This is a genomic window from Planosporangium spinosum, from assembly GCF_049999945.1.
Classification (GTDB): Bacteria; Actinomycetota; Actinomycetes; order Mycobacteriales; family Micromonosporaceae; genus Planosporangium; species Planosporangium spinosum.
On record NZ_JBLYUB010000003.1, the window covers coordinates 16,324 to 39,435 of the forward strand.

At 73.6% G+C, this 23,112-nt stretch carries 17 protein-coding genes; 7 read left to right on the forward strand and 10 right to left on the reverse strand.

What is annotated here, in order from left to right; translation table 11 throughout:
• Positions 1-13: 13 nt before the first annotated feature.
• Entirely contained in the window at positions 14-559 is a 546-nt protein-coding gene (locus tag ACNTMW_RS05025) for an Lrp/AsnC family transcriptional regulator (RefSeq protein ID WP_426632172.1), read from the forward strand.
• Positions 560-618: 59 nt separating this feature from the next.
• Here ACNTMW_RS05025 and ACNTMW_RS05030 read toward each other — a convergent pair whose 3' ends face one another.
• Positions 619-6,810 (reverse strand): DUF4011 domain-containing protein, encoded by a 6,192-nt coding sequence (locus ACNTMW_RS05030; RefSeq protein WP_426632173.1) that lies wholly within the window; start codon positions 6,808-6,810, stop codon positions 619-621.
• A 406-nt stretch (positions 6,811-7,216) separates the two neighbouring features.
• Complete coding sequence (locus ACNTMW_RS05035) at positions 7,217-7,600, reverse strand: VOC family protein (RefSeq protein ID WP_426632174.1); 384 nt, start codon at positions 7,598-7,600, stop codon at positions 7,217-7,219.
• A 95-nt stretch (positions 7,601-7,695) separates the two neighbouring features.
• Between ACNTMW_RS05035 and ACNTMW_RS05040 the strand changes: the two genes are divergently transcribed.
• Positions 7,696-8,553: a TetR/AcrR family transcriptional regulator gene (locus ACNTMW_RS05040; protein WP_426632506.1), complete on the forward strand. Its 858-nt coding sequence runs from the start codon at positions 7,696-7,698 to the stop codon at positions 8,551-8,553.
• On the opposite strand, the gene ACNTMW_RS05045 is transcribed toward ACNTMW_RS05040, so the two are convergent.
• Positions 8,510-9,682: an SdiA-regulated/phytase-like domain-containing protein gene (locus ACNTMW_RS05045; protein WP_426632175.1), complete on the reverse strand. Its 1,173-nt coding sequence runs from the start codon at positions 9,680-9,682 to the stop codon at positions 8,510-8,512. The two genes, ACNTMW_RS05040 and ACNTMW_RS05045, sit on opposite strands and share 44 nt — an antisense overlap.
• 467 nt (positions 9,683-10,149) lie before the next feature.
• On the opposite strand from ACNTMW_RS05045, the gene ACNTMW_RS05050 reads away from it, so the two are divergent.
• From ACNTMW_RS05050 to ACNTMW_RS05065, 4 genes are all read left to right on the forward strand, one after another.
• Positions 10,150-11,454: an ABC transporter substrate-binding protein gene (locus ACNTMW_RS05050; protein ID WP_426632176.1), complete on the forward strand. Its 1,305-nt coding sequence runs from the start codon at positions 10,150-10,152 to the stop codon at positions 11,452-11,454.
• 87 nt (positions 11,455-11,541) lie between these two features.
• Complete coding sequence (locus ACNTMW_RS05055) at positions 11,542-12,531, forward strand: carbohydrate ABC transporter permease (protein ID WP_426632177.1); 990 nt, start codon at positions 11,542-11,544, stop codon at positions 12,529-12,531.
• Positions 12,524-13,363 (forward strand): carbohydrate ABC transporter permease, encoded by an 840-nt coding sequence (locus tag ACNTMW_RS05060; RefSeq protein ID WP_426632178.1) that lies wholly within the window; start codon positions 12,524-12,526, stop codon positions 13,361-13,363. The genes ACNTMW_RS05055 and ACNTMW_RS05060 overlap by 8 nt, the downstream gene beginning before the upstream one ends.
• Positions 13,364-13,443: 80 nt before the next feature.
• Complete coding sequence (locus ACNTMW_RS05065) at positions 13,444-14,778, forward strand: GH1 family beta-glucosidase (protein ID WP_426632179.1); 1,335 nt, start codon at positions 13,444-13,446, stop codon at positions 14,776-14,778.
• Positions 14,779-14,788: 10 nt separating this feature from the next.
• On the opposite strand, the gene ACNTMW_RS05070 is transcribed toward ACNTMW_RS05065, so the two are convergent.
• A complete protein-coding gene (locus ACNTMW_RS05070) occupies positions 14,789-15,661 on the reverse strand; it encodes an MOSC domain-containing protein (RefSeq protein WP_426632180.1) in 873 nt (290 codons plus the stop codon).
• A 232-nt stretch (positions 15,662-15,893) separates the two neighbouring features.
• Positions 15,894-17,471 carry a carboxyl transferase domain-containing protein gene (locus tag ACNTMW_RS05075; protein WP_426632181.1) on the reverse strand — a complete coding sequence of 526 codons (1,578 nt, stop codon included), beginning with the start codon at positions 17,469-17,471 and terminating at the stop codon, positions 15,894-15,896.
• Between the two features lie 146 nt (positions 17,472-17,617).
• On the opposite strand from ACNTMW_RS05075, the gene ACNTMW_RS05080 reads away from it, so the two are divergent.
• Positions 17,618-17,878: a hypothetical protein gene (locus ACNTMW_RS05080; RefSeq protein WP_426632182.1), complete on the forward strand. Its 261-nt coding sequence runs from the start codon at positions 17,618-17,620 to the stop codon at positions 17,876-17,878.
• A gap of 69 nt (positions 17,879-17,947) precedes the next feature.
• Here ACNTMW_RS05080 and ACNTMW_RS05085 read toward each other — a convergent pair whose 3' ends face one another.
• From ACNTMW_RS05085 to ACNTMW_RS05105, 5 genes are all read right to left on the reverse strand, one after another.
• Positions 17,948-19,039 (reverse strand): glycerate kinase, encoded by a 1,092-nt coding sequence (locus tag ACNTMW_RS05085; protein WP_426632183.1) that lies wholly within the window; start codon positions 19,037-19,039, stop codon positions 17,948-17,950.
• A 67-nt stretch (positions 19,040-19,106) separates the two neighbouring features.
• Positions 19,107-19,958 carry a sugar phosphate isomerase/epimerase family protein gene (locus tag ACNTMW_RS05090; protein WP_426632184.1) on the reverse strand — a complete coding sequence of 284 codons (852 nt, stop codon included), beginning with the start codon at positions 19,956-19,958 and terminating at the stop codon, positions 19,107-19,109.
• On the reverse strand, positions 19,955-21,118 hold the full coding sequence (locus ACNTMW_RS05095) for a dihydrodipicolinate synthase family protein (protein WP_426632185.1): 1,164 nt from the start codon (positions 21,116-21,118) through the stop codon (positions 19,955-19,957). The genes ACNTMW_RS05090 and ACNTMW_RS05095 overlap by 4 nt, the downstream gene beginning before the upstream one ends.
• Positions 21,115-22,266 (reverse strand): Gfo/Idh/MocA family protein, encoded by a 1,152-nt coding sequence (locus ACNTMW_RS05100; RefSeq protein ID WP_426632186.1) that lies wholly within the window; start codon positions 22,264-22,266, stop codon positions 21,115-21,117. The genes ACNTMW_RS05095 and ACNTMW_RS05100 overlap by 4 nt, the downstream gene beginning before the upstream one ends.
• Before the next feature lie 24 nt (positions 22,267-22,290).
• Positions 22,291-23,112, reverse strand: a complete 822-nt coding sequence (locus ACNTMW_RS05105; protein ID WP_426632187.1) for an ABC transporter ATP-binding protein — start codon at positions 23,110-23,112, stop codon at positions 22,291-22,293.

Sequence of the window (23,112 nt, forward strand, 5' to 3'; positions counted from 1 at the left end):
GACGGTGAAGGTTATGGCGGTACAGCCCGCATCCAGAGGGCCTCGGCCGAGGAATCCGCAACCGGGATCGGCGCCCGGGCTGGACGCCACCGACCTGGCCATCCTCGCCGCGCTCGCCGCGGACGGGCGGATCACCAACGCGGCGCTGGCCGCGCGCGTCGGGGTGGCCGAGTCGACGTGCATCCACCGGGTCCGCGCGCTGCGCGAGGCAGGGGTCATCGCCGGGATCCATGCGCAGGTCGACCTGGCCGCGCTCGGCTACCCGTTGCAGGCGGTGGTGAAGGTCCGGCTCGGCAGCCACAACCGCGAGCACGTCCGCAGCTTCCACGCAACCCTGCGCGACATCCCGGGGGTGCTCACCGCGTTCCACGTCGCCGGCGACGACGACTACCTGCTGCACGCCGCTGTCGAGTCGCCGGAGGCGCTGCGCGACCTGATTCTGGAGCACATCACCGTCCACCCCGCCGTGCGGCACACCGAGACCCATCTGGTCTTCGAGGTGCTCGCCGGTCGGGGCGTGCTGCCGGCGCCGGGCGGGGGCCGGCGGGCCAGTACCTGACCTGGCCCGCCGGCACCGTTCCGGGCCGGCTCCGCGGCGCTGTCCGGAACGGTGCCGGGTCAGCTGAGGCGGTAGCGACCCCGGCCGGCGTGCACCACCCGGCCACTGGTCAGGGCGACCAGCAGGCCGTACCGCAGCAGCTTGGTGATCTTCTGGGTCAGGCGCTGGTACCCGAGCAGCTCCAGCGCCGCCCGGAACAGCTCCTGCTCGGTCAGGTCGGGGGTCACCGCCAGCGCGTGGCGGACGGCGTTCGCGACCTCCTCCGGGGCGATCTCCTCGAAGGCCCGGTCGGTCTTCGCCTGGGTGGTGCGGAACCCGTTCCACCGCTTCGGGTCGAGCGTGCTCGGCCAGGCGAAGGCGCCCACCCCCTCGTGCACCCGCAGTACCCCCGGGTCGAGCAGGTCCAGGACGGCATTGCGGCGGTCCTCGCGGGGACGGACGAAACCGAAGCGGGCCAGCGCCAGCTTCGCGAGCCGGTGCTGCTCGACCGGCCCCTCGGCGGCGACGATCTCGCGCAGCGTGCTCTGCATCAGCTTGCGCACCCGCGAGTCGCTGTGCAGCAGGTCGATGTCGGTCTGGCTGCCGATGACCGTCGGCTGGTACGGCACGAACGGGATCAGATCGGCGGCGACCCGGGCGGGTGCGGCGTCGTCGGCGTCCCCGGGTACCGGCAGGGCGTCGGGGGCGGTCTCGACCGGGGGAGCGGGCGGGGCGCTGAGCCCGGCGACGAGGACCCGTTCGGGTGCGGACCGCTGGGCCGGCGTCAACCGTACCGGTGCGGGCCGGCCGCCCGTCGTGCCGGCCGCGGTGAGCGGGCGTGTCACCACGGGGTCGGTACCCTTCGGCGGCCCGGCGGGCGTGCCGGCCGGGCCGGTACCGCCGCCGGCGTCGGTCGCGGCGACCGCGTCGTCGGCGTCGGTCGCGGCGTCGGCGCCGGCCAGGACCGCCTCCGCGGCGGCGGTGACCGCGTCGGTCGCTGCGGCCTCCTCGGCCTCCACCGCGCGGGCGAGCGCGGCGTCGACGTTGTCCAGCAGTACCGACCGGTCCCGGATCCACGACGGCAGCCAGCACCGGACCACCTCCGGCCAGCCCATCCGGGTACGCAGCAGCGCCGGCGCGCCCTCCCGGTCGGCGACCGTCGGCCGGGTGCTCCACTGCGGCCCGTCGAGCAGCACCGCCACCTGCCACTGCCGCGCTCCGGGAACGCGTACCGCGACGTCGACGGTGAAGTCCGACTGCCCGTACCCGCAGACCACCTCGTGGCCGCGGGCCCGGAGCGCCTCGGCGACCTCGTCGCGGATCCGGTCGCGGCCGGCCCGCCGGCCCGGTGTCGCCTCGGCGGCCCGGTCGGCCGGCGCCGCGGCGGCCAGCTCGCAATACGCGCGCAGGTGCGCCACTCCGGGCGCCGAGGTCCGCGACAGCCGGATGTCGCCCGGGTCGAACGAGGCGAACACCAGGACCTGCCGGCGGGCCCGGGTGATCGCGACGTTGAGGCGCCGTTCACCGCCCGGCTGTCCCAGCGGCCCGAAGTCCAGCAGTAGCTGGCCGGTGTCCGGGTTGGTGGCGAAGCCGAGCGAGAGCAGGATCAGGTCGCGCTCGTCGCCCTGGACGTCGGTGACCTCCTTGACGAACACCGGCTCGGTCGCCGCCGGCGACATCGCCCGGCGGACGAGCCGGTCGGTGCTGTCCTCCAGCAGGTTCAGGATGAGGTCGCGCTGCGCGGTGGTGAACGTGACCACGCCGATCGAGTGGGCGGCGGTGGCCGGGTCCCGCAGCCGCGCCGCGATCTCGGCCACGACGGCGCGGGCCTCCACCTCGTTCGTGCGCGAGGCGCCCCGGTCGAAGTACCCGTCGACACGGCGCCAGCCGATCCCGGTCGCGCCGGTCGTGCCGGGCGCCGGCAGGCTGGCCAGCGCGCCGTCGTAGAAGTGCCGGTTGGAGAAGGCGATGAGCGACTCGTCGCGGCTTCGGTAGTGCCACGACAGCCGGTGCCGGGGCAGCCCGGCGTCGACCGCCGCGCCGAGGATGCTCGGTACCTCGGCCGCCCGCCCGCCGGCCTCCCGGCCGGTCTCGCCGCCGCCCGGCAGCAGCGGGTGGGGCGGCAGCTGGTGCGGGTCGCCGACGACGACCACCGCCCGGCCGCGGCCCATCGCGCCGATCGCCTCGGCCGTCGGGATCTGCGACGCCTCGTCGAACACGACCAGGTCGAACCGCGCCGCGTCGGGAGCCAGCAGCGCCGCCACCGAGCCCGGGCTGGCCACCACGCAGGGGGTCAGCGCCAGGACGAGATCGGGGTACGCCGCGAACAGCTCCCGGAACGTCCGGCCGCCCCGGCCGCGCCGCAGCTCGGCGGTGAACTCGGCGACCCGGCGGTCACCGGTGTCGAACGGACGGGCCCGTACCAGTGCCGAGGGCAGGTGGTCGACCAGGGCGGTCCGCAGTCGCGCGGCCGCCGCCTCGTACTGGGCGACGTGGTTGTCGTGGACGTCGGCGTCGAACCGGTCCAACCCGCCGGCCTGCAACCGCTCCGACACCGAGGTCGCGGCGACGGCCCGCTGGTATGCCTGCTCGGCGAGGTCCGGGTCGACCTCGCCGCGCAGCAGCTGGTCGGCGTAGTCGACCAGGCCGGCCGCGGCCAGTACGTCGGTGTGGTTGAGCAGGTCGGCCCAGCGCTGCACCGCGAGCAGCTTCTCGGCGCGCAGGTCGGCCAGCCAGGTAGCTCCGTCGCGCCGCCACGCGTCGAACCAGTGCATCCCGTCGGCCCACAGGCGCAGCTGCGGATGGGTGCTCTGCAGGATGCCCCGCCAGGCCCGCCAGCCGGCGGCGAGCCGCTCCAGCAGTCGCACGTCGTCGTCGGTCATGCCGGCCTGCAGCAGCGGCCAGGCCGCCGGCTGGCGGGCGATGAGGTGACGGCTGGCCTCGGTCGCCTGTTTGGCCTGGGCCAGTTCGGTCGACGCCGCCGTACCGGCCGGCGACCAGCCGTCCGGTACGGGCAGCCCGCCGAGTTCGGCGAGCCGCTGGTTGAGCGCGGTCACGATGTGCCCGGCGGCGACCAGTCGGGCCAGGAGCTGCTCGACGTGGTAGGCGTCGATGACCGCGGTGGGCCGCAGGTACGGCGCGAGGCGGCCGGCCACCGCCCGCAGGCGCTTGCCCTTGCCGAAGAACCGGCGCCCGGCCGCCTGCGCCTCGGCATGCCACGCCGGCAGCTCGGCGAGGGTGAACACCTCCGGCCGGTAGGCGGTGATCTCGGCCGCGTACGCCTGCCGGAACCGGGTCAGCTGCGTCTGAAGCTCGGTGACGGCGGCGTCCCAGCCGGCGTCCTCGGCGGCCGTCACGGCCCGGTGGTCGGGCAGCGAACCGGCGGCGGCCAGCCGGGCGACCGGCAGCAGACCGCTGATGGCGGCCGGACCGGACAGCCGGCGCAGCAGCCGTACGACCGGCGGTCGCTGCGCGACGTGGGCGCGGACCTCCTCCAGGTCGGCAGCGAGGTGGGTCACCGCGTCGGCGTGCAGGCCGTCGAGGGTGCGCCGGCCGCTGAGCGACCAGGGGTGCGCCGGGCGCAGCCGGGCCGCGCGGGCGGCGGCGGGCAGCGCGCGCAGCGCCGCGACCACACGCCGGCGCTGGTCGTCGGTGACGGTCAGGTGGTCCACCGGTACGGGGGCGCTCGGCCCGTCGCCGTAGGCGAGCGCGCGCTCGTACGCCGACCAGGTCGACAGGCCCGCGGCGTTGGGGGTGTGGACGAGGGTCGGGTACCCGGCGAGCGGGCCGAGCCGGGCCCGGTAGCCGGTCTCGACCGCGTTCCAGTCCGCGTCCTCGTCGCGTACCCGCTGGTCGAGCGCCTGCCGTAGCCGTTGCCGCAGGGCATCGGCGGACCGGCCACGCCCGTACAGGTCCAGGGTGGACGCACCGAGCCCGACCTGCCCGAGCCGGCGGGTGACGACGTCGAGCGCGGCCCCCTTCTCCGCGACGAACAGCACTGACCGCCCGGACGCCACCGCGCGGGCGATCAGGTTGGTGATGGTCTGTGACTTACCGGTGCCGGGCGGGCCCTCCAGGATGAACGACCGGCCCTGCTCGGCCAGGGCGACCGCGCGCAGCTGGGACCCGTCGGCCGGCAGTGGCAGCGGCAGGTCGGCCTCGTCGACGTGTGGGTCGGTACCGGCGGTGGCCTCGCCGACGCGCGGGTCGGTACCGGCGGCGGCCTCGTCGACGTGTGGGTCGGCACCGGCGGCGGCCGGGTCGTCGAACGGGGACCCGGTGGCGGCGACCAGGTGCCGCACGACCGGATTGTCGGTGAACGCCGGCCAGTGGTCAGCGAGGTCGCGCCACATCTGTACCGGCGACAGGCGCAGCAACCGCAGGCTGGCACCCTCGTCGACGCGGCAGTTGACCCGGTTCTCCACCAGCCGCCCGCTGATCGCGGTCAACGCCGTGGCGATGTCGAAGCCGAAGTCCGCCCCGGCCGGATCGGCCAGCTCGTCCAGCTCGGGCAGCTCCAGGCCGTACTTGACGCGCAGCCACTCCACCAGGCAGTGGTTGACCGTCGGCGGCTGCGAGCCGTCGGCCACCACGGTGTACGGCCGGCGCCCGGCACCGCCCTCGAGGCGCACCGGGACGAGGAAGAGCGGGGCGTACGCCGGGGCGCCGTTACCCAGGCTGTGCGCGAGGGTGCCGATGGTCAGGTACAGGCAGTTGCCGCCGGTCTCCTGCTCCATCGTGCGGGCCGCGCGCTGGAGGCCGCGCATGGTCGACAGGTACGCCTGCCCGGACACCGCGCCATAGACGCGGCGGTCCGTGCGTAGCTGCCGGGCCAGCAGATCCGGGTCGAGGTCGGGATCGTGCCGGCCGTCGGGGCCGACCGCGTCCTGCGCCACGACGTGCAGCTGCGCGCCTTCGTGGACGAGGTCGTGCAGCAGCGCCAGCACCCGCGACGGCACGTGCAGGTCGAGGCCGTTGCCGTTACCGGTGCCGCTGCCGTTACTGGAGCCGTTGCCGTTGCCGGGCAGGTTGAGCAGCGGGTTGCGCAGGTTGAGGTCGAGCAGCGCCCGCCTCCACTGCCGGATCGCCCGGGGTGCGTCGTCGACCCGCTCCGGCGTGTCGTCACCGGCATCGCCCCGGCTGTTCAGCGCGGTGCGCGCCACCCCGGGAGGAAGCTCGATCGAGCCGACCCGCTCCGGGCGTACCGTCGTCGACGTCGGCGCGGCGGGCTCCGCCGACGGCAGCGGCCGGATGCCGCACTGGTGGGCCAGGTGGACGTCCACGACGCCCTGCAGGTCCTGTTGGCGGGCCCGGAAGTGGGCGAGGCCGGCCTCCACCGCGGCGGTGAAGTCGGCGCTGGCGGCGCCCGGGCCGATACCGGTCAGCTCGACCGGTACCGCCCGGCCGGACTCCACGAGGGAGACCAGCGCGGCGGTGTCGGTGACGGCCGTGTCGCCGAGGCGCTCGTCGGCCATCAGCAAGCCGGCGAACGCGTGGTCGGTGGTCAGCCAGATCAGCGGGCGCAGGCCGGCCGCCTCCAGGCAGGCGGCGTACGTGACGGACAGGTCGAGGCAGTTGCCCATCCGCCCATCGAGGACGGCGGCCGTGCTGCGCACCTTCTGTCCGGTGTGCTCGAACGACGCGGGCGGGCTCTGGTAGTGGATGTCGAGCTGGCGCAGCGCCTCGTAGACGGCGCCCGCGATCCGCGCGGCCCGCTGCGGCCCGCCCTGGTATCCCTGGAGCGAACCGGAGCCGGTGCGCTCCAGCAGGATCCGGGCGGCCGCCCGAAGCGTCGCTTCCACGGCCGGGGCGTTGGGCTGCACGAACGCGGCGAGCGTGTCGTAGAGGGTGGGGCTGTTGAACCACTCGTTGTGCGCCAGGGCCGACGACGGCGCGACCAGCCGGGTGTCCGGCTGGCCGGGCCGGGCGATGGTGAGCCGGTAGTCGACCGGGAACGCCTCGTCGTTGGCGCGCAGGCGGCTCTGGTCAGGTACGAAGTCGGCGAAGTCGGTCCACTCCACCACCGCGCCGGGGGCGACCGGTCCGGGTGCCGTCCGTGACCACGGCGCCGTGAGCGGACCGTCCGGCCCGAGCAGCTCGAGGGTGATCCGCAGGTCGGCGACCGGCGCGCCGGTGTCGTTGGTGACCGATACGTGCCGGACCACGGGAACCCGGTTGTGCACCAGCGCGTAATTGATCGCCGGCTGTATCAGCAACTCCGCCCGCAGGTCGCCGTTGTCTTCGGTGAACCGTTCGAACACGCCGCTGCGCATGACCCTCCCGCCCTCGGCAAGACAGCCAATCATGCACTGGTTTGGACATAAATCAGGCTATCGGCTCCGTTTTCGTTTTTTGTACGATTGGCGGCTTGCCGCGCCGATCGGGGTGGCCCTTCACCCGACCGGTCGAACCCGGACGGGGCCACGCCGGGGCCACGCGGGGGCCACGCCGGGGCCACGCCGGGGCTGCGCCGGGGCTGCGCCGGGGCTGCGCCGGGGCTGCGCCGGGGCTGCGCCGGGGCTGCGCCGCGCTCCTGCGCCCCAAGATCCGTGCAATGTCGCGAACATTGCTGCTACCGGCCCCGGAATAGCCGCAATGTTTGCGACATTGCGCGGATCTTGGGCGCGCGGATCTTGGGCGCGCGGATCTTGGGCGCGCGGATCTTGGGCGTGCGGGTCGTCAGCGGGGCGCGTTCCAGTCGACGAGCTGGACGATGACGCCGTTGGGGTCGCGGACCTGGAAGGCCCGCTCGCCCCACTCCTCGACGGTGAGCGGCATGGTGATGGTGACGCCCTCGGACCGGAGCCGGGCCAGTTCTCCCTCCAGGTCGTCGACGACGAAGGCCAGGATCAGTCCGCGGGCGTGGTCGTCGCGCTGGTCGGCGGGCAGCGTCGGCAGTCCGCGGCGCAGGAAGACGACGTTCATGCCGGTGTCGTCGCGGGTCAGCGAGGCGAAGCCGTCGGCGGCCATCTCCTCCCGGAATCCGAAGTGGGTGGTCAGGAAGGCGCTGGAGGCGGCGACGTCGTCGACGTTCAGCGATACGGCGGAGGCGGTGATGTTCACGGCGTGCTCCCTTGTGGTGAAACGCAACGTCGTACATTGTACTCTGTGCGTTGTACAGAGTAGTTGTCGACGAGGATGTGGGCGTGCCTACCGACATGACCGGAGCCGGTGATCCGGCCCGTACCCTGGCCCTGCTCTGGCGGGATCCGTCAGCCGTGCCACGTCGCGGACCACGGCGGGGCCTGAGCCTGGACGCGGTGGTGGACGCCGCGACCGCCGTCGCCGACGACGAGGGCCTGGACGCGCTCACCATGCGCCGGGTCGCCCAGGCGCTGGGGGTCTCGCCGATGACCGTCTATACGTACGTCCCCGGCAAGGCGGAGCTGCTCGACCTGATGCTCGACGCCGCGTACGGCCGGATGCCGCGGGCCGACACCGCCGGCCAGCCGTGGCGGCAGCGGCTGGCCGTGGTCGCGGACGCCAACCGCGCACTGTTCGCCGCCCATCCGTGGACGGTCACCGTCTCCACCCTGCGGCCTCCGCTGGGCCCCGGCGCGATCGCCAAGTACGAGCATGAGCTGTCCGCCCTCGACGGCCTGGGCCTCACCGACGTCGAGATGGACGACTGCCTGACGTACCTGTTGACGTTCGTCCAGGCCAACGCCCGTGCCATGATCGACGCCCGTACCGCGCGGCGGGTCACCGCCATGGACGACGAGCAGTGGTGGGCCGCCGCCGGGCCGCTCCTGGCGCGGGTGCTCGACCCGCGGGCCTACCCGCTGGCCAGCCGCGTCGGCACCGCGGCGGGCACCGCGCACGGCAGCACGCTCGACCCCGACCACGCGTACGACTTCGGCCTGCGCCGCGTCCTCGACGGACTGGCCGCCCTCATCGACCGGGCTCCGGGTGCCGGCGAGGGCGCGCGTGGAACGGTCGGCCGGCCAGGCGGGTCCCCGGGGCGGCCGACGGCTACCGGTCGACCCGCCGGGCGCGGCGTGCCGCGAGCAGGGTGAGGGTGACCAGACCGAGCCCGATCAGCCCGGCGCCGGCGAGGAACGGCAACCGGCCCGCCGCACCGTCCAGGGCGGACGTGCCGGCCGCCGCCCGGGTCGCGCCGGCGCTGGCCGCGGCCCGGGTCGCGCCGGCGCTGGCCGCGGCGCTCGCCGCGCCCGTCGGGGCGGGGCGGGTTGCCCGGTACCGCAGTAGCCGGGTGGGTCCGCTCTGGTCGGAGACGGTGAGCAGGCCGGCGCCGTCCCGGCTGTACGCGAGCGCCTCGCCCTGAGGCTCCCCGGGCAGCGGGGTGATCCGGGGTTTCCCGGTGGTGATCGCCTTGACCACGTCGCCGTCGGGCACGTCCCACTCGTACGCGTCGGCGTAGGTGCGCAGCGCCACCCGGCGGCCGTCCGGGGCGTTCGCGCCGCCGGTGACCATCATCTGGCCGAGGAGGCCGAACGGGTTGGAGGTACCGGTGAGGGTCGGCGTGAAGGTGCCGACCCTGGTCAGCGGCACGCCGGTGGTGGAGTCGGGGCGCAGCGGCCCGGCCGGCGTGTAGATCCCGGCCGCCCCGGCCGGTTCCTTCGTGACGATCACCGGTGTGCCGTCGCCGGCGAGGACGAGGGCCTCGGCGTCGTGCGGGCCGTCCGGGTACGCCAGCCGATGGATCACGGGGGAGGAGGCGCCGGGCGCCAGCTTCCACAGGGCGACCGTGCGCCGTCGGCTGTCGGCCGGGAGGGTGAAGTTGTCGCCGATGTCCGCCACCCACAGCGTCCCGTCCGGGGCGACGGCCAGGTCCTCCGGGTCGCGCGCGGTGGTGGGGTAGTGGACGACGCGGGTCAGCGCGCAGGCCTGGTCGACGAAGAAGATCCCCATCGCGCCGGGCACGTCGTTGCTGTCGTTGATCGCCACGTACCCCGAGGCGGTCGTCACCAGGCCGGACAGTTCCACGGCGCGGGAGTCGTCGATCGTGCACACCGGCTCGCCGGCCGGCGCGGCCGACGCCGTGGGGGCGGTGAGTGCGGCCGGAGCGGGGTGTGCGACCGGGGTGGCCCCGCCGGGCGCGACCGGCGCCGGCTGGGCCCACGCCGGGACGGCGGCGCCGGCCACCAGGCTGGCGCCCGCGGCAATGATCCCGATATGGCGCATCCGGTCAGTCTCACAGACCCGCGCCACCGTCCGGTACGACCCGCCGGCGTGGCCGTCAGCCGGCCGTCACCCGGCCGTCAGCCCTCGCGGTCGCCCTGGGGGCACCGCTGCTCCTTCCGTCGGGGTTGCGGCAGACGAATATGCCGATTAGTGGATGCCTGCCGGCCGGTGCGCCGTCTCACGACACCGCGCGGACGCGCGTGGACCGGCGGGTGTCGTCCGGAGGCTTGACGGCCAGGGCATCGACGGGTTGAATGCCCTCAATACTTCAGCACTTAAAAAAAGTCCCACAACCGTGCGTCCGGCCGACGCGGCACATGCCTACACCGCAACGGCGTCCACCCGACGCCGGGCACCCGCACCACCCGATATCCGAAACGCCCTACCCGGGAGCGCACGGCACCACGCGCTCCGCACCGCAGATCCCTACACCCCCACGCTCCGCACGATGATGAGAAAGGGACACCGTGACCCTTCGCAGAATCGGCCTCGCGGCCGCGGCCATGGCGCTGCTCGCTCCAGCGCTCACGGCCTGCGGCGGCGGTGACGCCTCATCGTCCGACCCGACGCTCACGTACTGGGCCAGTAACCAGGGCACCAGCCTCGACAACGACAAGCAGATCCTGCAGCCCGAGCTGGACAAGTTCACGAAAGCGACCGGCATCAAGGTCAAGCTGGAGGTGATCGGCTGGCCCGACCTGCTCAACCGGATCCTCGCCGCGGCCACCTCCGGCAAGGGCCCGGACGTGCTGAACATCGGCAACACCTGGTCGCCGTCGCTGCAGGCCACCGGGGCGCTGCTGCCGTTCGACGACGCCACCCTCACCACCGTCGGCGGCAAGAGCCGGTTCCTCGCCGGCAGCATGTCGGCCACCGGCGCGCCCGGCAAGCCGCCGACGGCCGTACCGCTGTACTCGATGTCCTACGTCCTGCACTACAACAAGAAGCTCTTCGCCGAGGCCGGTATCGCCGCGCCGCCGAAGACCTGGGCCGAGCTGGTGGAGGACGGCAAGAAGCTCACCAAGCCGGGGCAGTGGGGCCTGGCGATCGAGGGCGGCAACCCGACGGAGAACGCCCACCACGCGTTCACCTTCGGCCAGCAGTACGGCGCCGACGCGTTCGACTCGTCCGGCAAGCCGACGTTCGACTCGCCGGGAATGGTGGCCGGCATCAAGCGGTACGTCGGATTCATGGCCAACGACAAGATCGTCAACCCGAGTGGCGCGGAGTACGCCAACAACCAGGCGGTCGCCGACTTCGCCACCGGCAAGGCCGCGATGCTGCTCTGGCAGGCCGCGGACACCACGCTGAAGGCGCACAACGTGAACCCCGACGACTACGGGGTCGCGCCGGTGCCGTTCGAGCAGCCGGCCCCGGCCGGCGGCAAGAAGGTCAACAGCATGGTCGCCGGGATCAACCTGGCCGTGTTCGCCAACACCAGGCACAAGGACGCTGCTCTGAAGTTCGTCACGTTCATGACCAGCGACGACGAGCAGCGCATCCTCAACAAGACGTACGGGTCGATGCCGACGGTGCAGAGCGCCTACAGCGATCCGGCGTTCCAGACCGAGAAGGCCAAGGTCTTCCAGGACACCCTCGCCACCACCGCCGCGCCGCTGCCGGCGGTACCCGAGGAGAGCCAGTTCGAGACTCTGGTCGGCGCCGTGGTCAAGGGCCTGTTCGCCGACGCGGCGAGCGGCAAGCCGCTGACCGACGACGCCATCAAGAGCAAGCTGACCGCCGCCAACCAGCAGGTCCACGCCGGCAGCTAGCCGGTACGAGCCCTCGCCGGCCGCGGCGGCCACGAACCGACGCGGCCGGCGGGCAGGCGGTGGACCTCCCCTGAGACGGAGCTACCGATGGCACCCCTCACCACCACGCCGGTGGCGACCGCGGTCGGCCGGTCACCCGCACCGGCCACCGGCCGGCGGCCCGCGCGACGTCGGCTGACCCGACGCACGCTCACCCCGTACCTGATGCTGCTGCCGGCGCTGCTGCTGGAGCTGCTGATCCACCTGATCCCGATGCTCGGCGGCATCTGGATGAGCCTGCTGCGGCTGACCCAGTTCTTCATCCGGAACTGGTCGGCCGCGCCGTTCGCGGGACTGGCCAACTACCGCGTGGCGGTCGACGTGAACAGCGCGGCCGGCGCCGACCTGCTGCACTCGTTCGGCGTCACGCTGGCGTTCACCGTGGCGTCGGTGGGGCTGGCCTGGCTGCTCGGGACCACCGGGGCGGTGCTCACCCAGCGCGCGTTCCGGGGGCGGGGGCTGCTGCGTACCCTGTTCCTCACCCCGTACGCGCTGCCCACCTACGCCGCGGTCATCACCTGGAGCTTCCTGCTCCAGCGCGACACCGGCATGGTCAACCACGTTCTGGTCGACCAGCTCGGCCTCGCGTCCGACCGGCCGTTCTGGCTGATCGGTAACAACAGCTTCGTCGCGCTGCTGGTCGTGTCGGTCTGGCGGACCTGGCCGTTCGCGTTCCTCTGCCTCACCGCCGGCCTGCAGAACATACCGCAGGAACTGTACGAAGCGGCCGCGATGGACGGCGCCGGGTTCGGCCGGCAACTGCGCAGCATCACGCTGCCCATGCTGCGACCGGTCAACCAGGTCCTCGTGCTGGTGCTGTTCCTGTGGACGTTCAACGACTTCAACACCCCTTTCGTCCTGTTCGGACGATCCGCGCCGCACGCCGCCGACCTCATCGCCATCCACATCTACCAGAGTTCGTTCCTCACCTGGAACTTCGGCCTCGGCTCGGCGATGAGCGTCCTGCTGCTGCTGTTCCTGCTCGTCGCCACCGCGGTCTACCTGACCGTCACGTCCCGCAGGAGGAGCGATGCGTGAACCGGCCTGGCTGCCCTGGGTCCGCCGGATCGTGCTGACCCTGCTGGCGGTGTTCACCCTCGCCCCGATCTACGTGATGGTGACCTCCGCGCTCAAGCCGCTGCGCGACGTGCAGGGACCGTTCCGGTGGTGGCCGTCCACCGTCACGGTGCGCCCGTTCGTCGACATCTGGCACACCGTGCCGCTGGGGCGGTACTTCCTCAACAGCGTCATCGTGGCGCTCGCCGCCACCGTCTGCTCCGTCACCGTGGCGATCTTCGCGGCGTACGCGGTGAGCCGGTACCGCTTCCGCGGCCGGCGGCTGTTCAGCATCGTCGTGCTGTCGACGCAGATGTTTCCCGGCATCCTGTTCCTGCTGCCGCTGTTCGTCATCTTCGTCAACATCGGCAACCTGACCGGGATCGACCTGTACGGCACCCGCACCGGCCTGGTCGTCACGTACCTGACGTTCTCGCTGCCGTTCTCGATCTGGATGCTGGTCGGGTACTTCGACGGCATTCCGCGCGGCCTTGACGAGTCGGCCCAGGTCGACGGGGCCGGCCCGGTACGCACCCTGATCCGGGTCATCCTGCCGGCGGCGCTGCCCGGGATCGTCGCGGTCGCGGTGTACGCCTTCATGACCGCCTGGGGCGAGGTGCTGTTCGCCTCGGTGCTCACCGACGACACCAGTCGCACCCTGCCGATCGGCCTGCAGGGCTACTCGACCGAGCACGAGGTGTACTGGAACCAGGTCATGGCCGCCTCTCTCGTGGTCAGCGTGCCGGTCGTCGCCGGCTTCCTGGCCCTGCAACGGCACTTCGTCTCCGGCCTCACGGCCGGCGCGGTCAAGTAGCCGTGGTCACGTCACCCGGACGTGGCCGCGCCGACCGGCGCGGCCACGTCGTCACACCGGAACACCAGCGAGGAGAACGCATGGAAGCCGAGTTCGTCTGGGGGGTCGCCACCTCGGCGTACCAGATCGAGGGGGCGGTGGCCGAGGACGGCCGGTCGCCGTCCATCTGGGACACCTTCTGCCGCGTACCGGGGGCGATCGCGGGCGGGGACACCGGCGACGTGGCCTGCGACCACTACCACCGCTGGCCGGAGGACGTCGAGCTGATGCGGCGCCTCGGCGTGGACAGCTACCGGTTCTCGGTCGCCTGGCCGCGCGTGATCCCCGGCGGTACCGGTGCGGTCAACGCGAGCGGCCTGGACTTCTACGACCGGCTCGTCGACGCCCTGTGCGCGGCCGGCATCCGGCCGTTCGTCACGCTGTACCACTGGGACCTGCCGCAGGCCCTCCAGGACCGGGGTGGCTGGCCGGCCCGGGACACGGCGTACGCGCTGGCCGACTACGCGGCCGTGGTCGGCGCGCGGCTCGGGGACCGGGTCGCCGACTGGTTCACCATCAACGAACCGCTCTGCTCGGCCTGGATCGGTCACCTCGAGGGCACCATGGCGCCGGGGGAGCGCGACCTGCGGCGCGCCGTACCGGCCGCGCACCACCTGCTGCTCGGCCACGGGCTCGCCGTCGCGGCGCTGCGGGCGTCCTCGCCCGGCCCGGTGCGGGTCGGCGCCGTGGTCAACCTCAGCCCGGTCGAGCCGGCCAGCGACGACCCGCGCGACGTCGCCGCCGCCCGCCGGTCCGACGGGCACACCAACCGCTGGTGGCTCGACCCGCTGTACGGCCGTGGCTACCCGGCGGACATGGTCGCCGAGTACGGCTTCGCGCCGCCGGTGCGCGACGGTGACCTGGACGTCATCGCCACCCCCACCGAGCACGTCGGGCTCAACTACTACTTCCGGCAGGTCGTCGTCGATGATCCGGACGGGCCGGCGCCCCGGGCCCGGCAGGTACCGGTGTCGGGCGCCCACCAGACCGCGATGGACTGGGAGGTCCACCCCGACGGCCTGGAGGAACTGCTGCTCCGGCTGCACCGCGAGTACGCCGCGCCGACCATCTACGTCACCGAGAACGGGGCCGCCTTCGCCGACTCGGTCACCGCCGACGGCACCGTCGAGGACAAGGAGCGGCTGTCCTACCTGGAGGACCACGTGGCGGCCACCCGCCGGGCGGCCCGGGCCGGCGTGCCGGTCGCCGGGTACTTCGCCTGGTCACTGCTGGACAACTTCGAGTGGGCCTACGGGTACGACAAGCGGTTCGGGCTGATCCACGTCGACTACGACACCCAGCGGCGCACGGTCAAGGCCAGCGGCCACCGGTACGCCGAGATGATCCGCGAGCACCGGCTGGCCGGCGGGCTGTGACCGTGGCCCGTCACGACACCGGTCGGGCGGGCGGGGCCTGTCGGCGTCCCGGGGTGACGAGCACCTCGTCGCCGACGCTCACCTCACCCGGTCGCGTCACGGCGAACTTGACGCCGAACGCGAGCCCGTCCCGGACCCGGCGGTAGGTGGCCAGCGTACGCAGCGGCTCCGGGCCGGTCCTCGCGCCGGTACGCTGGTCGACGGTGGTGACCACGCAGCGGATGGCGGGCTTGGCATAGGCCAACTCGACGGTACCGACGCGGAAGCGCCCGGCCCGGTCCTCAGTGTGCGGTGCGGCCCATCCGTCCACCACCACGTTGGGGCGGAACCGGCTCATCGGCGCCGGCGCGGCGCCGGCGCCGGTGAGCCGCTCGTTGAGCAGGTCCAGGGAAGATCGGGACAGCAGGTGTACCGCGCAACTGTCGGCGTAGCCGGACGTCCCCGGGACCTGCCCGTCGGTGACCCGGTCGTGCTCCGGTGGGACGCGCACCAACCTGCTCGGTGCGCCCAGTACCCGCGACAGCCAGCCGGCGACGGCGTCGCCCTGGTCGATGCCCCGGAAGCGGGTGCCGAACAGCAGCACGTGGCGTCGCGCCGCGTCGAGGTCCACCGCCACGCGCACGGGGTCGGTGTCCGGCGCGTCCAGGGTCAGCCGCGTACCGTCCGCGCTGATCCGCGGCCGGATGACCGCGAGCCGCGGATCACGGCGCTGGCTGCGGAAGACGCCGTCGGGGTTGACGACCATGAAGCTGCGGTCGTGGGCGAGGCCGGCGCGGGTCACCACCGCGTGCGGGAGGGAGACGCCGGCACATCCCTTGACCGGGTAGGAGAGCAGTTCCCGGATGACACCGCCGGTGATCCCGGACGCGACCAGATCGGACATTGGCGAGGCTCCTCTCGTGGAGGCGCCCTTGTCCGCTGGAGCGCCGGGTCGAGCGTGGCGGACACGTCCGTCGCAGCGCCTCTCGACCTCGGCCCCGCCAGTCTCGTCAGGCCCGGCGACCGCGGTCAAGGACCGCCGGGCGACGTGCGCGGCGCGGCACCCCGGACGTCGGTGGTCGTCCGCCCCCGCGGGTCGCAGGTCATCCGGCGCGGCCGCGGCGGCCCGTCACCCGTCAGAACCGGCCGAGGTCGCGGTACCGGGCGCGGCGCCGGGCCAACCGCTGCGCCGGATCCTGCCCGCGCAGGTCGAGCAGTTCGTCCTCGACGACCCGCCCGAGCCGATCGAGGAACGCGGCCGGCTCGTCGGCGGCGTCCGGGTGCTCGGCGACGAGCCGGTCGACGGCGCCGTGCGCGTACAGGGCGGTGGCCTGGATGCGCTGCCGGTCGGCCAGCTCGCCGGTCCGGTCGGCGGTGCGGTACAGGATCTCCGAGGCGCCCTCCGGCGGCAGGGGCGACAGCCAGCCGTGCGCGGCGGCCACCACCCGGTCGGTGGGGAAGAAGGCCAGCGCCGCGCCGCCCGCGCCCTCACCCAGCAGGACCGACAGCGTGGCGGTCGGCAGTGTGATGAGGTCGGCCAGACAGCGCGCGATCTCGCCGGCGAGCCCCTGCTCCTCGGCCTGAGCGGACAGTTCGGCCCCGGCGGTGTCGACGACGGTCAGCAGTGGCAGGCCCAGCTCGGCGGCCAGCCGCATCCCCCGGCGGGCGACCCGCAGGCCGGCCGGGCGGATCGGCCGGGGGCGCCGGTCGGGGTCGTGGTCGTGGCCCATGACCACGCACGGGGTCGTTCTGATCCGGGCGAGGGCCAGCAGCAGTCCCGGGTCCGCCTCGCCCTCGCCGGTACCGCTGAGCGGGGTCACGTCGCGGGCCACCGCGCGCAGCAGATCCCGCAGGGCCGGCCGCTCGGGCCGGCGGGACCGGCGGATCGTTTCGGCGGCCGGCACCGGCCGCGGCGCGGGCTCGGCGGCCGGCACCGGCCGCGGCGCGGGCTCGGCGGCCGGCACCGGCTTCGGCTCGGCCCGGCTGGTCGGCTCGGCCCGGCCGTCGGCGATTACGTCGAGGACCCGGGTGACGGCGCCGGGGAGCTGGTCGGCGCTCAGCACCCCGTCGAGCAGGCCGTGGGCGTGCAGGTTCTCGGCGATCTGGACGCCGGGCGGGAACGGCTCGCCGTACAGGGCCCGGTAGACGCGCGGGCCGAGGAAGCCGACGAGCGCCTCCGGCTCCGCGACGGTGAGGTGCCCCAGCGACCCCCACGACGCCAGGACGCCGCCGGTGGTGGGGTGCCGCAGGTACACCAGGTAGGGCAGGCCGGCGGCGCGGTGGTCGGCGATGGCGGCGGTCACCTTGGCCATCTGCAGGAACGCGAGGGTGCCCTCCTGCATGCGGGTACCGGCGCTGGCCGGCGACGCCAGCAGCGGCAGCCGCTCCCGGGTGGCGCGCTCGACCGCCCGGGTCAGGCGCTCGCCGGCGCGTACACCGATCGAACCGCCGAGGAACGCGAACTCGCAGCCGACGATCGCGACCCGGTGCCCGCCGATGCGGCCCTCGCCGGTCAGCACCGACTCGTCGAGCCCGGTCCGGGCACGGGCGTCCGCCAGGTCGGCGGCGTACCCGGCGTCGAGCCCCGCCGGGTCGGGCAGCGGCTCGTCCCAGGACCGCCAGGTGCCGGGGTCGAGGACCGCCGCGATGAGCCGTGCCGTCGCGAGGTCGGCATGGCCCGGACCGGTATCCGAAAGGCGCGCTGGCTCGCTCATCGGTTCTCGATCGTAGGTGCGCGCCCCGGCCGGTGCAGCGGCGCAGCTCACCGGTACAGGTGTGATCGACCGCAAACGGGGCAGGCGTGCGATGGCCCGGAAGTGACGGCGACACAGGTGGATACCGGGCCGGGAGGGGGACGGTCGTGGCTGACAACATGGAACTGGTCGTCCGGTTCCACCCGATGGGCGGTGACGACGTCTCCCTGCTGAGCAAGGACTTCCGCGGCCCTGAGGAGGCGCTGGAGGCGGTGACCCGGGCCGTCGACCAGCGACGCAGCCTGGTCCTCAACCATGCGCGGGAGAGCTACGAGGCCGAGGAGCACGGCATGGTCATCAACCTCGCCAACGTGGTGTCGGTGCGGATCTCGAAGGCCGACCGGGAGACGGCCGGCCCGTACCTGTAACCCGGTGACCTGCCGGTCAGCGGACCGGCCAGCCGCCGATCAGCGTGCGGGCGTCGGGCCGGCCGCCGATCAGCCGGCCAGCCGCTGCGCCATCGCGGCGCCGGCCTCCTCCAGCCACGTCGCCGGGTCGCCGAGGGCGGCCGTGACCGATCCGGCCAGCTCGACCAGCGACACCGCCGCGGCCACCGACGCGGGTACCGGCCCGGCCACCTGGCCGGCGACGATCCCGATCGACACGCCCGACCCGGCGGCCGCCTCCAGCAGCGACCCGACGACCTTGCCGGTCAGCGAGGTCTCGTCGAAGCGCCCCTCGCCGGTGAGCACCACGTCGGCGCTGGCGAGGGCGTCGGGCATCCCGACGAGCGCGGAGATCGTCTGCGCGCCCGGCATGATGCGTGCGCCCCACAGGGCGACCAGGCCGTACGGGGTGCCGCCGGCGGCACCGGCGCCGGGCTGGTCCGGCCGGCCGCCGGCCAGTTCGGCGAGCCGCCGCAGCGCCCGGTCCAGCAGCGCCACGTCGGCCGGCTGTGCGCCCTTCTGCGGGCCGTACGTGGCGGCCGCGCCGGTCGGACCGAGCAGCGGTGCCGTCACGTCGACCAGCAGGTCCGTGCCGCCGGGCGGCGGGTCGATCAGGTCGACGCCGTCGAGGTGGGCCAGCTCGACCAGCGGGCCGCCGCCGAGCGGCAGGTCCCGCCCGTGCGCGTCGAGCAGCCGCAGGCCGAGCGCCCGCAGCGCGCCGGTACCCCCGTCGGTCGACGCCGACCCGCCGAGCCCGACGACCAGGCGGGTGGCGCCGGCGTCCACGGCGGCGCGCATGACCGCGCCGAGCCCGTACGTGTGCGCCCGCAGCGGGTCCGGCGTGCGCATCAGCGGCAATCCGCTGGACTGGGCCAGTTCGAGTACGGCCGTCCCGTCGGGAAGCAGCAGCCAGTCGGCGGCCACCGGCCGGCCGTCGGGCCCGGGTACGGTCTCGGCCCTCCGCTCCGCCTGCGGCAGGGCGGAGGCGAAGGCGTCGACGGTACCCTCGCCGCCGTCGGCCAGCGGAAGCAGCCGTACCTCGTCGGCAGGCCGCCGGCGCTGCCATCCCCGCGCGAGCGCGCGGGCGGCGTCACCGGCGGCCAGGCTGCCCTTGAACGAGTCGGGCGCTATGACGACCTTCATCAGCGGACGACCTTCATCAGCACACGACCTTCATCAGCACACGACCCTCATCACCAGGCGACCCGGGTCAGGCCTCGAGGACCAGGTCGACATAGCGCTGCTTCATGGTGGCCAGGACCTCGTCGGGGTCGGTCGCCCACACCTCGGCGTTGAAGATCTCGACCTCGGTGTCGCCGGTGTACCCGGCGGCGTCGACCGCCCGCTGGAACGGCCCGAACTCGATGTGACCGTCGCCCATCATGCCGCGGCCGAGCAGCACGTCGGCCGGCAGCGGGGTGAGGAAGTCGCACACCTGGAAGCTCGCGATGCGGGCGCCCGCCCGTGCGATCTGGTGCCACACGTCCGGGTCCCACCAGATGTGGAACGTGTCGACGACGACGCCGACCTGCGCAGCCGGGTGCGGTTCGGCGAGGTCGATCGCCTGGCCGAGGGTGGACAGGACCGCCCGGTCGGCGCAGTACATGGGGTGCAGCGGTTCGAGGGCGAGCCGCACGCCGCGTTCGCCCGCGTACGGGGCCAGCTCGGCGATCGCGTCGGCCACCCGCTGCCGCGCGCCCGGCAGATCCTTCGACCCGGCGGGCAGGCCGCCGACGACCATCACCAGGGTGTCGGTACCCAGGGTGGCCGCCTCGTCGATGGCGCGCCGGTTGTCGTCGAGGGCCGCCGCGCGGTCGGTGTCGCCGGAGGCGGTGAGGAAGCCACCGCGGCACAGCGACGACACCCGCAGCCCGGCGTCGGAGACGACCTTCGCGGCCGCCTCGACGCCGATCTCGGCCACCGGCTCGCGCCACAGGCCGATGGCGGGGATGCCCGCCCGTACGCAGCCCTCGACGGCCTCCCGTACCGACCAGGACTTCGTGGTCTGCTGGTTGAGTGACAGCTTCGCCAGGCGCGGGTCGCCGGCCGGAATCGTGGTCACGCGGTCACCCCCGCGACGGTGAGGTACTGCCGCATCCGTTCGGCGGCCAGTTCGGGGTCGAGCAGCAGGCCGCTCGCGTCGGCCAGCCGGAACGTCCGTACCAGGTGCGGCACGCTACGGCCGCTGTGCAGGCCGCCGACCATGGTGAAGCCGGGCTGGAACCCGTTGAGCCAGGACAGGAATGCGATGCCGGTCTTGTAGTACTGCGTCGGCGCCGCGAACACGTGCCGCGACAGCGGCACCGTCGGGTCGAGGATCTCCCGGAAGCCCGCCGCGTCGCCGGCGTCGAGGCGCTGCAGCGCCGTCGACGCGGCCGGGGCGATGGCCGCGAACGCGCCGAGCAGCGCGTGGCTGTACCGCTGCCCGTCGCCGGCGATCAGCTCCGGGTAGTTGTAGTCGTCGCCGGTGTAGACGCGCACCGACGCCGGCAGCAGTTCGCGCAGGCCGACCTCGCGGGCGGCGTCGAGCAGCGACACCTTCACGCCGTCGATGACGTCGGCGTGGGCGTGCACCATCGACACGAACGTCTTCGTCGCCGCGTCGAGGTCGCCCGCCCCCCAGTAGCCGGCGAGCGCCGGGTCGAACATGTCGCCCAGCCAGTGCAGCACGACCGGGGCACCGGTCTGCGCCAGGACCCGGTCGTAGACGTACAGGTAGTCTTGCGGCCCCTTGGCCAGGGCGGCCAGCTGGCGGCTGCACATGACGACCGCCGTCGCGCCGGCGTCCTGCACGAACGCGACCTGCTCGGTGTACGCGGCGACGATCTCGTCGAGGCTGCCGACCGCCGCGGGCAGTTGGTCGGTGGCGGCACCGGCCACGATCCGCCCGCCGCAGGCGGCCGCCTCGGCGGCGCTGCGCCGGATCAGCTCCCGGGTGGCGTCCCAGTCCAGGCCCATCCCGCGCTGGGCGGTGTCCATGGCCTCGGCGACGCCGAGCCCCCACGACCACAGGTTGTGCCGCACCGCGAGGGTGGCCTCCCAGTCCAGCCGGGCCGGTTGGCCGGGGGCGTTGTCGGCGTACGGGTCGGCGACGACGTGGGCGGCGGCGTACGCGATCCGGCTGGTCGCCGGGGCGGCCGGGCGCTGCCAGCGCCCCGGCTCCCGCAGCGTCAGCCGCTCGGACGTGCCGTCGACGCCCGGCAGCACGATGCTGGCACTCACAGTGTGATCTCCTCGAGCTCGATCCGCCGGCCCTCGCGCGCCGACTGCAGGCCCGCCTCGGCGAGCTGCACGCCGCGCACGCCGGCCAGGAAGTCCCACGGGAACGGCTCGTTGTCGACGACGTGCCGCAGGAACGCCTCCCACTGCACCTTGAAGCCGTTGTCGAACTCCTCGTTGTCCGGGACGGCCTGCCACTGTGACCGGAAGGGCTCGGTGACCGGCAGGTCCGGGTTCCACACCGGCATCGGCGTGGTCCCACGGTGCTGGATGCGGCAGTTGCGCAGGCCGGCGACGGCGCTGCCGTGGGTGCCGTCGACCTGGAACTCCACCAGCTCGTCGCGGTTGACGCGGACCGTCCAGGACGAGTTGATCTGGGCGACGATGCCGCCGGACAGCTCGAAGATGCCGTACGCGGCGTCGTCGGCGGTGGCCTTGTAGACCTGGCCGTTCTCGTCGACGCGCTCGGGGATGTGGGTGGCGATGTGCGCGGTCACCGACTTCACCGGCGCGAAGATCTGTTCCAGCACGTAGTGCCAGTGCGGGAACATGTCGACCACGATGCCGCCGCCGTCCTCGGCGCGGTAGTTCCAGCTCGGCCGCTGGGCGGTCTGCCAGTCGCCCTCGAACACCCAGTAGCCGAACTCGCCGCGTACCGACAGGATCCGGCCGAAGAACCCGCTGTCGACCAGCCGCTTGAGCTTGCGCAGGCCGGGCAGGAACAGCTTGTCCTGTACGACGCCGTTCTTGACGCCCTTCGCCGCGGCGAGCCGGGCCAGCTCCAGCGACCCGGCCACGCCTTCGGCGAGGGGCTTCTCGGTGTAGATGTGCTTACCCGCCTCGATCGCCGCCCGGATCGCCTTCTCCCGCTGGGCGGTGACCTGTGCGTCGAAGTAGATCTGGTGGGACGGGTCCGCGAGCGCGGCGTCCAGGTCGGTCGTGTACGACGTCAGCCCGTGCCGGGCAGCGATCTCGGCGAGCTTGGCGGAGTTGCGGCCGACGAGAGTCAGTTCGGGCCAGATACGGCTGCCGTCGCGGGCGGGCAGGCCGCCCTGCTCCCGGATGGCCAGCAGGGAACGGACGAGGTGCTGCCGGTACCCCATCCGCCCGGTCACGCCGTTGACGACGATGCCGATTGACGTGCGCTCCACAGTGTGTCCTTCCAGATCTGGTGGTTATTCGGCGGTCGTCGTCGCGCCGAGCAGGTCGCGGATGCGTCCCGTGGCCCGGGCGAACTCCGGCTCGGACATCGTCGCGCCGTAGTCGCGCTCGACCGGCAGGTCGACGTCGATCAGCTCGGCGATGGTGCCCGGCCGGGGGGTCATGACGACCACGCGGTTGGCGAGGTAGACGGCTTCGGCGATGGAGTGCGTGACGAGCATGACGGTGGTCCCGGTCTCCCGCCAGATCCGGCGCAGCTCGACGTTCATCTGCTCACGGGTGAGCGCGTCGAGCGCGCCGAACGGCTCGTCCATGAGCAGGACCGGGGGGCGGTGCAGCAGCGCGCGGCACAGGGCCACCCGCTGCTGCATCCCGCCGGACAGCTCGTTCGGGTACGCGTCCTCGAAGCCGGCCAGGCCGGTCATCGCGATCAGCTCGTCGACGCGCTGGCGCGCCTCGGCCCTGGGCATCTTGCGGATCTCGGCCTGGAGCAGGATGTTCTTCCGCGCCGTCCGCCACTCCAGCAGAGCGGCCCGCTGGAACACGTACCCGATGTCGCGCCGCGGCCCGCGCACGTCCTCGCCGTGCAGCCGGACCTGGCCCGACGTCGGCCGCAGCAGGCCGGACACCAGCTTGAGCAGGGTCGACTTGCCGCAGCCGGAGGCGCCGACGATCGACACGAACTCGCCCGGCTCGATCCGCAGGGAGACGTCGGTGAGTGCGGTGACGTCCTTCTTCTTGGTGCGGAACCGGACCGCGACGTCGTCGATCTCGACCGCGGCGCCGGTCGTCGTGGCGCCCGCGGACCGCTGCGTGGTGGTGTTACCGGCCATCAT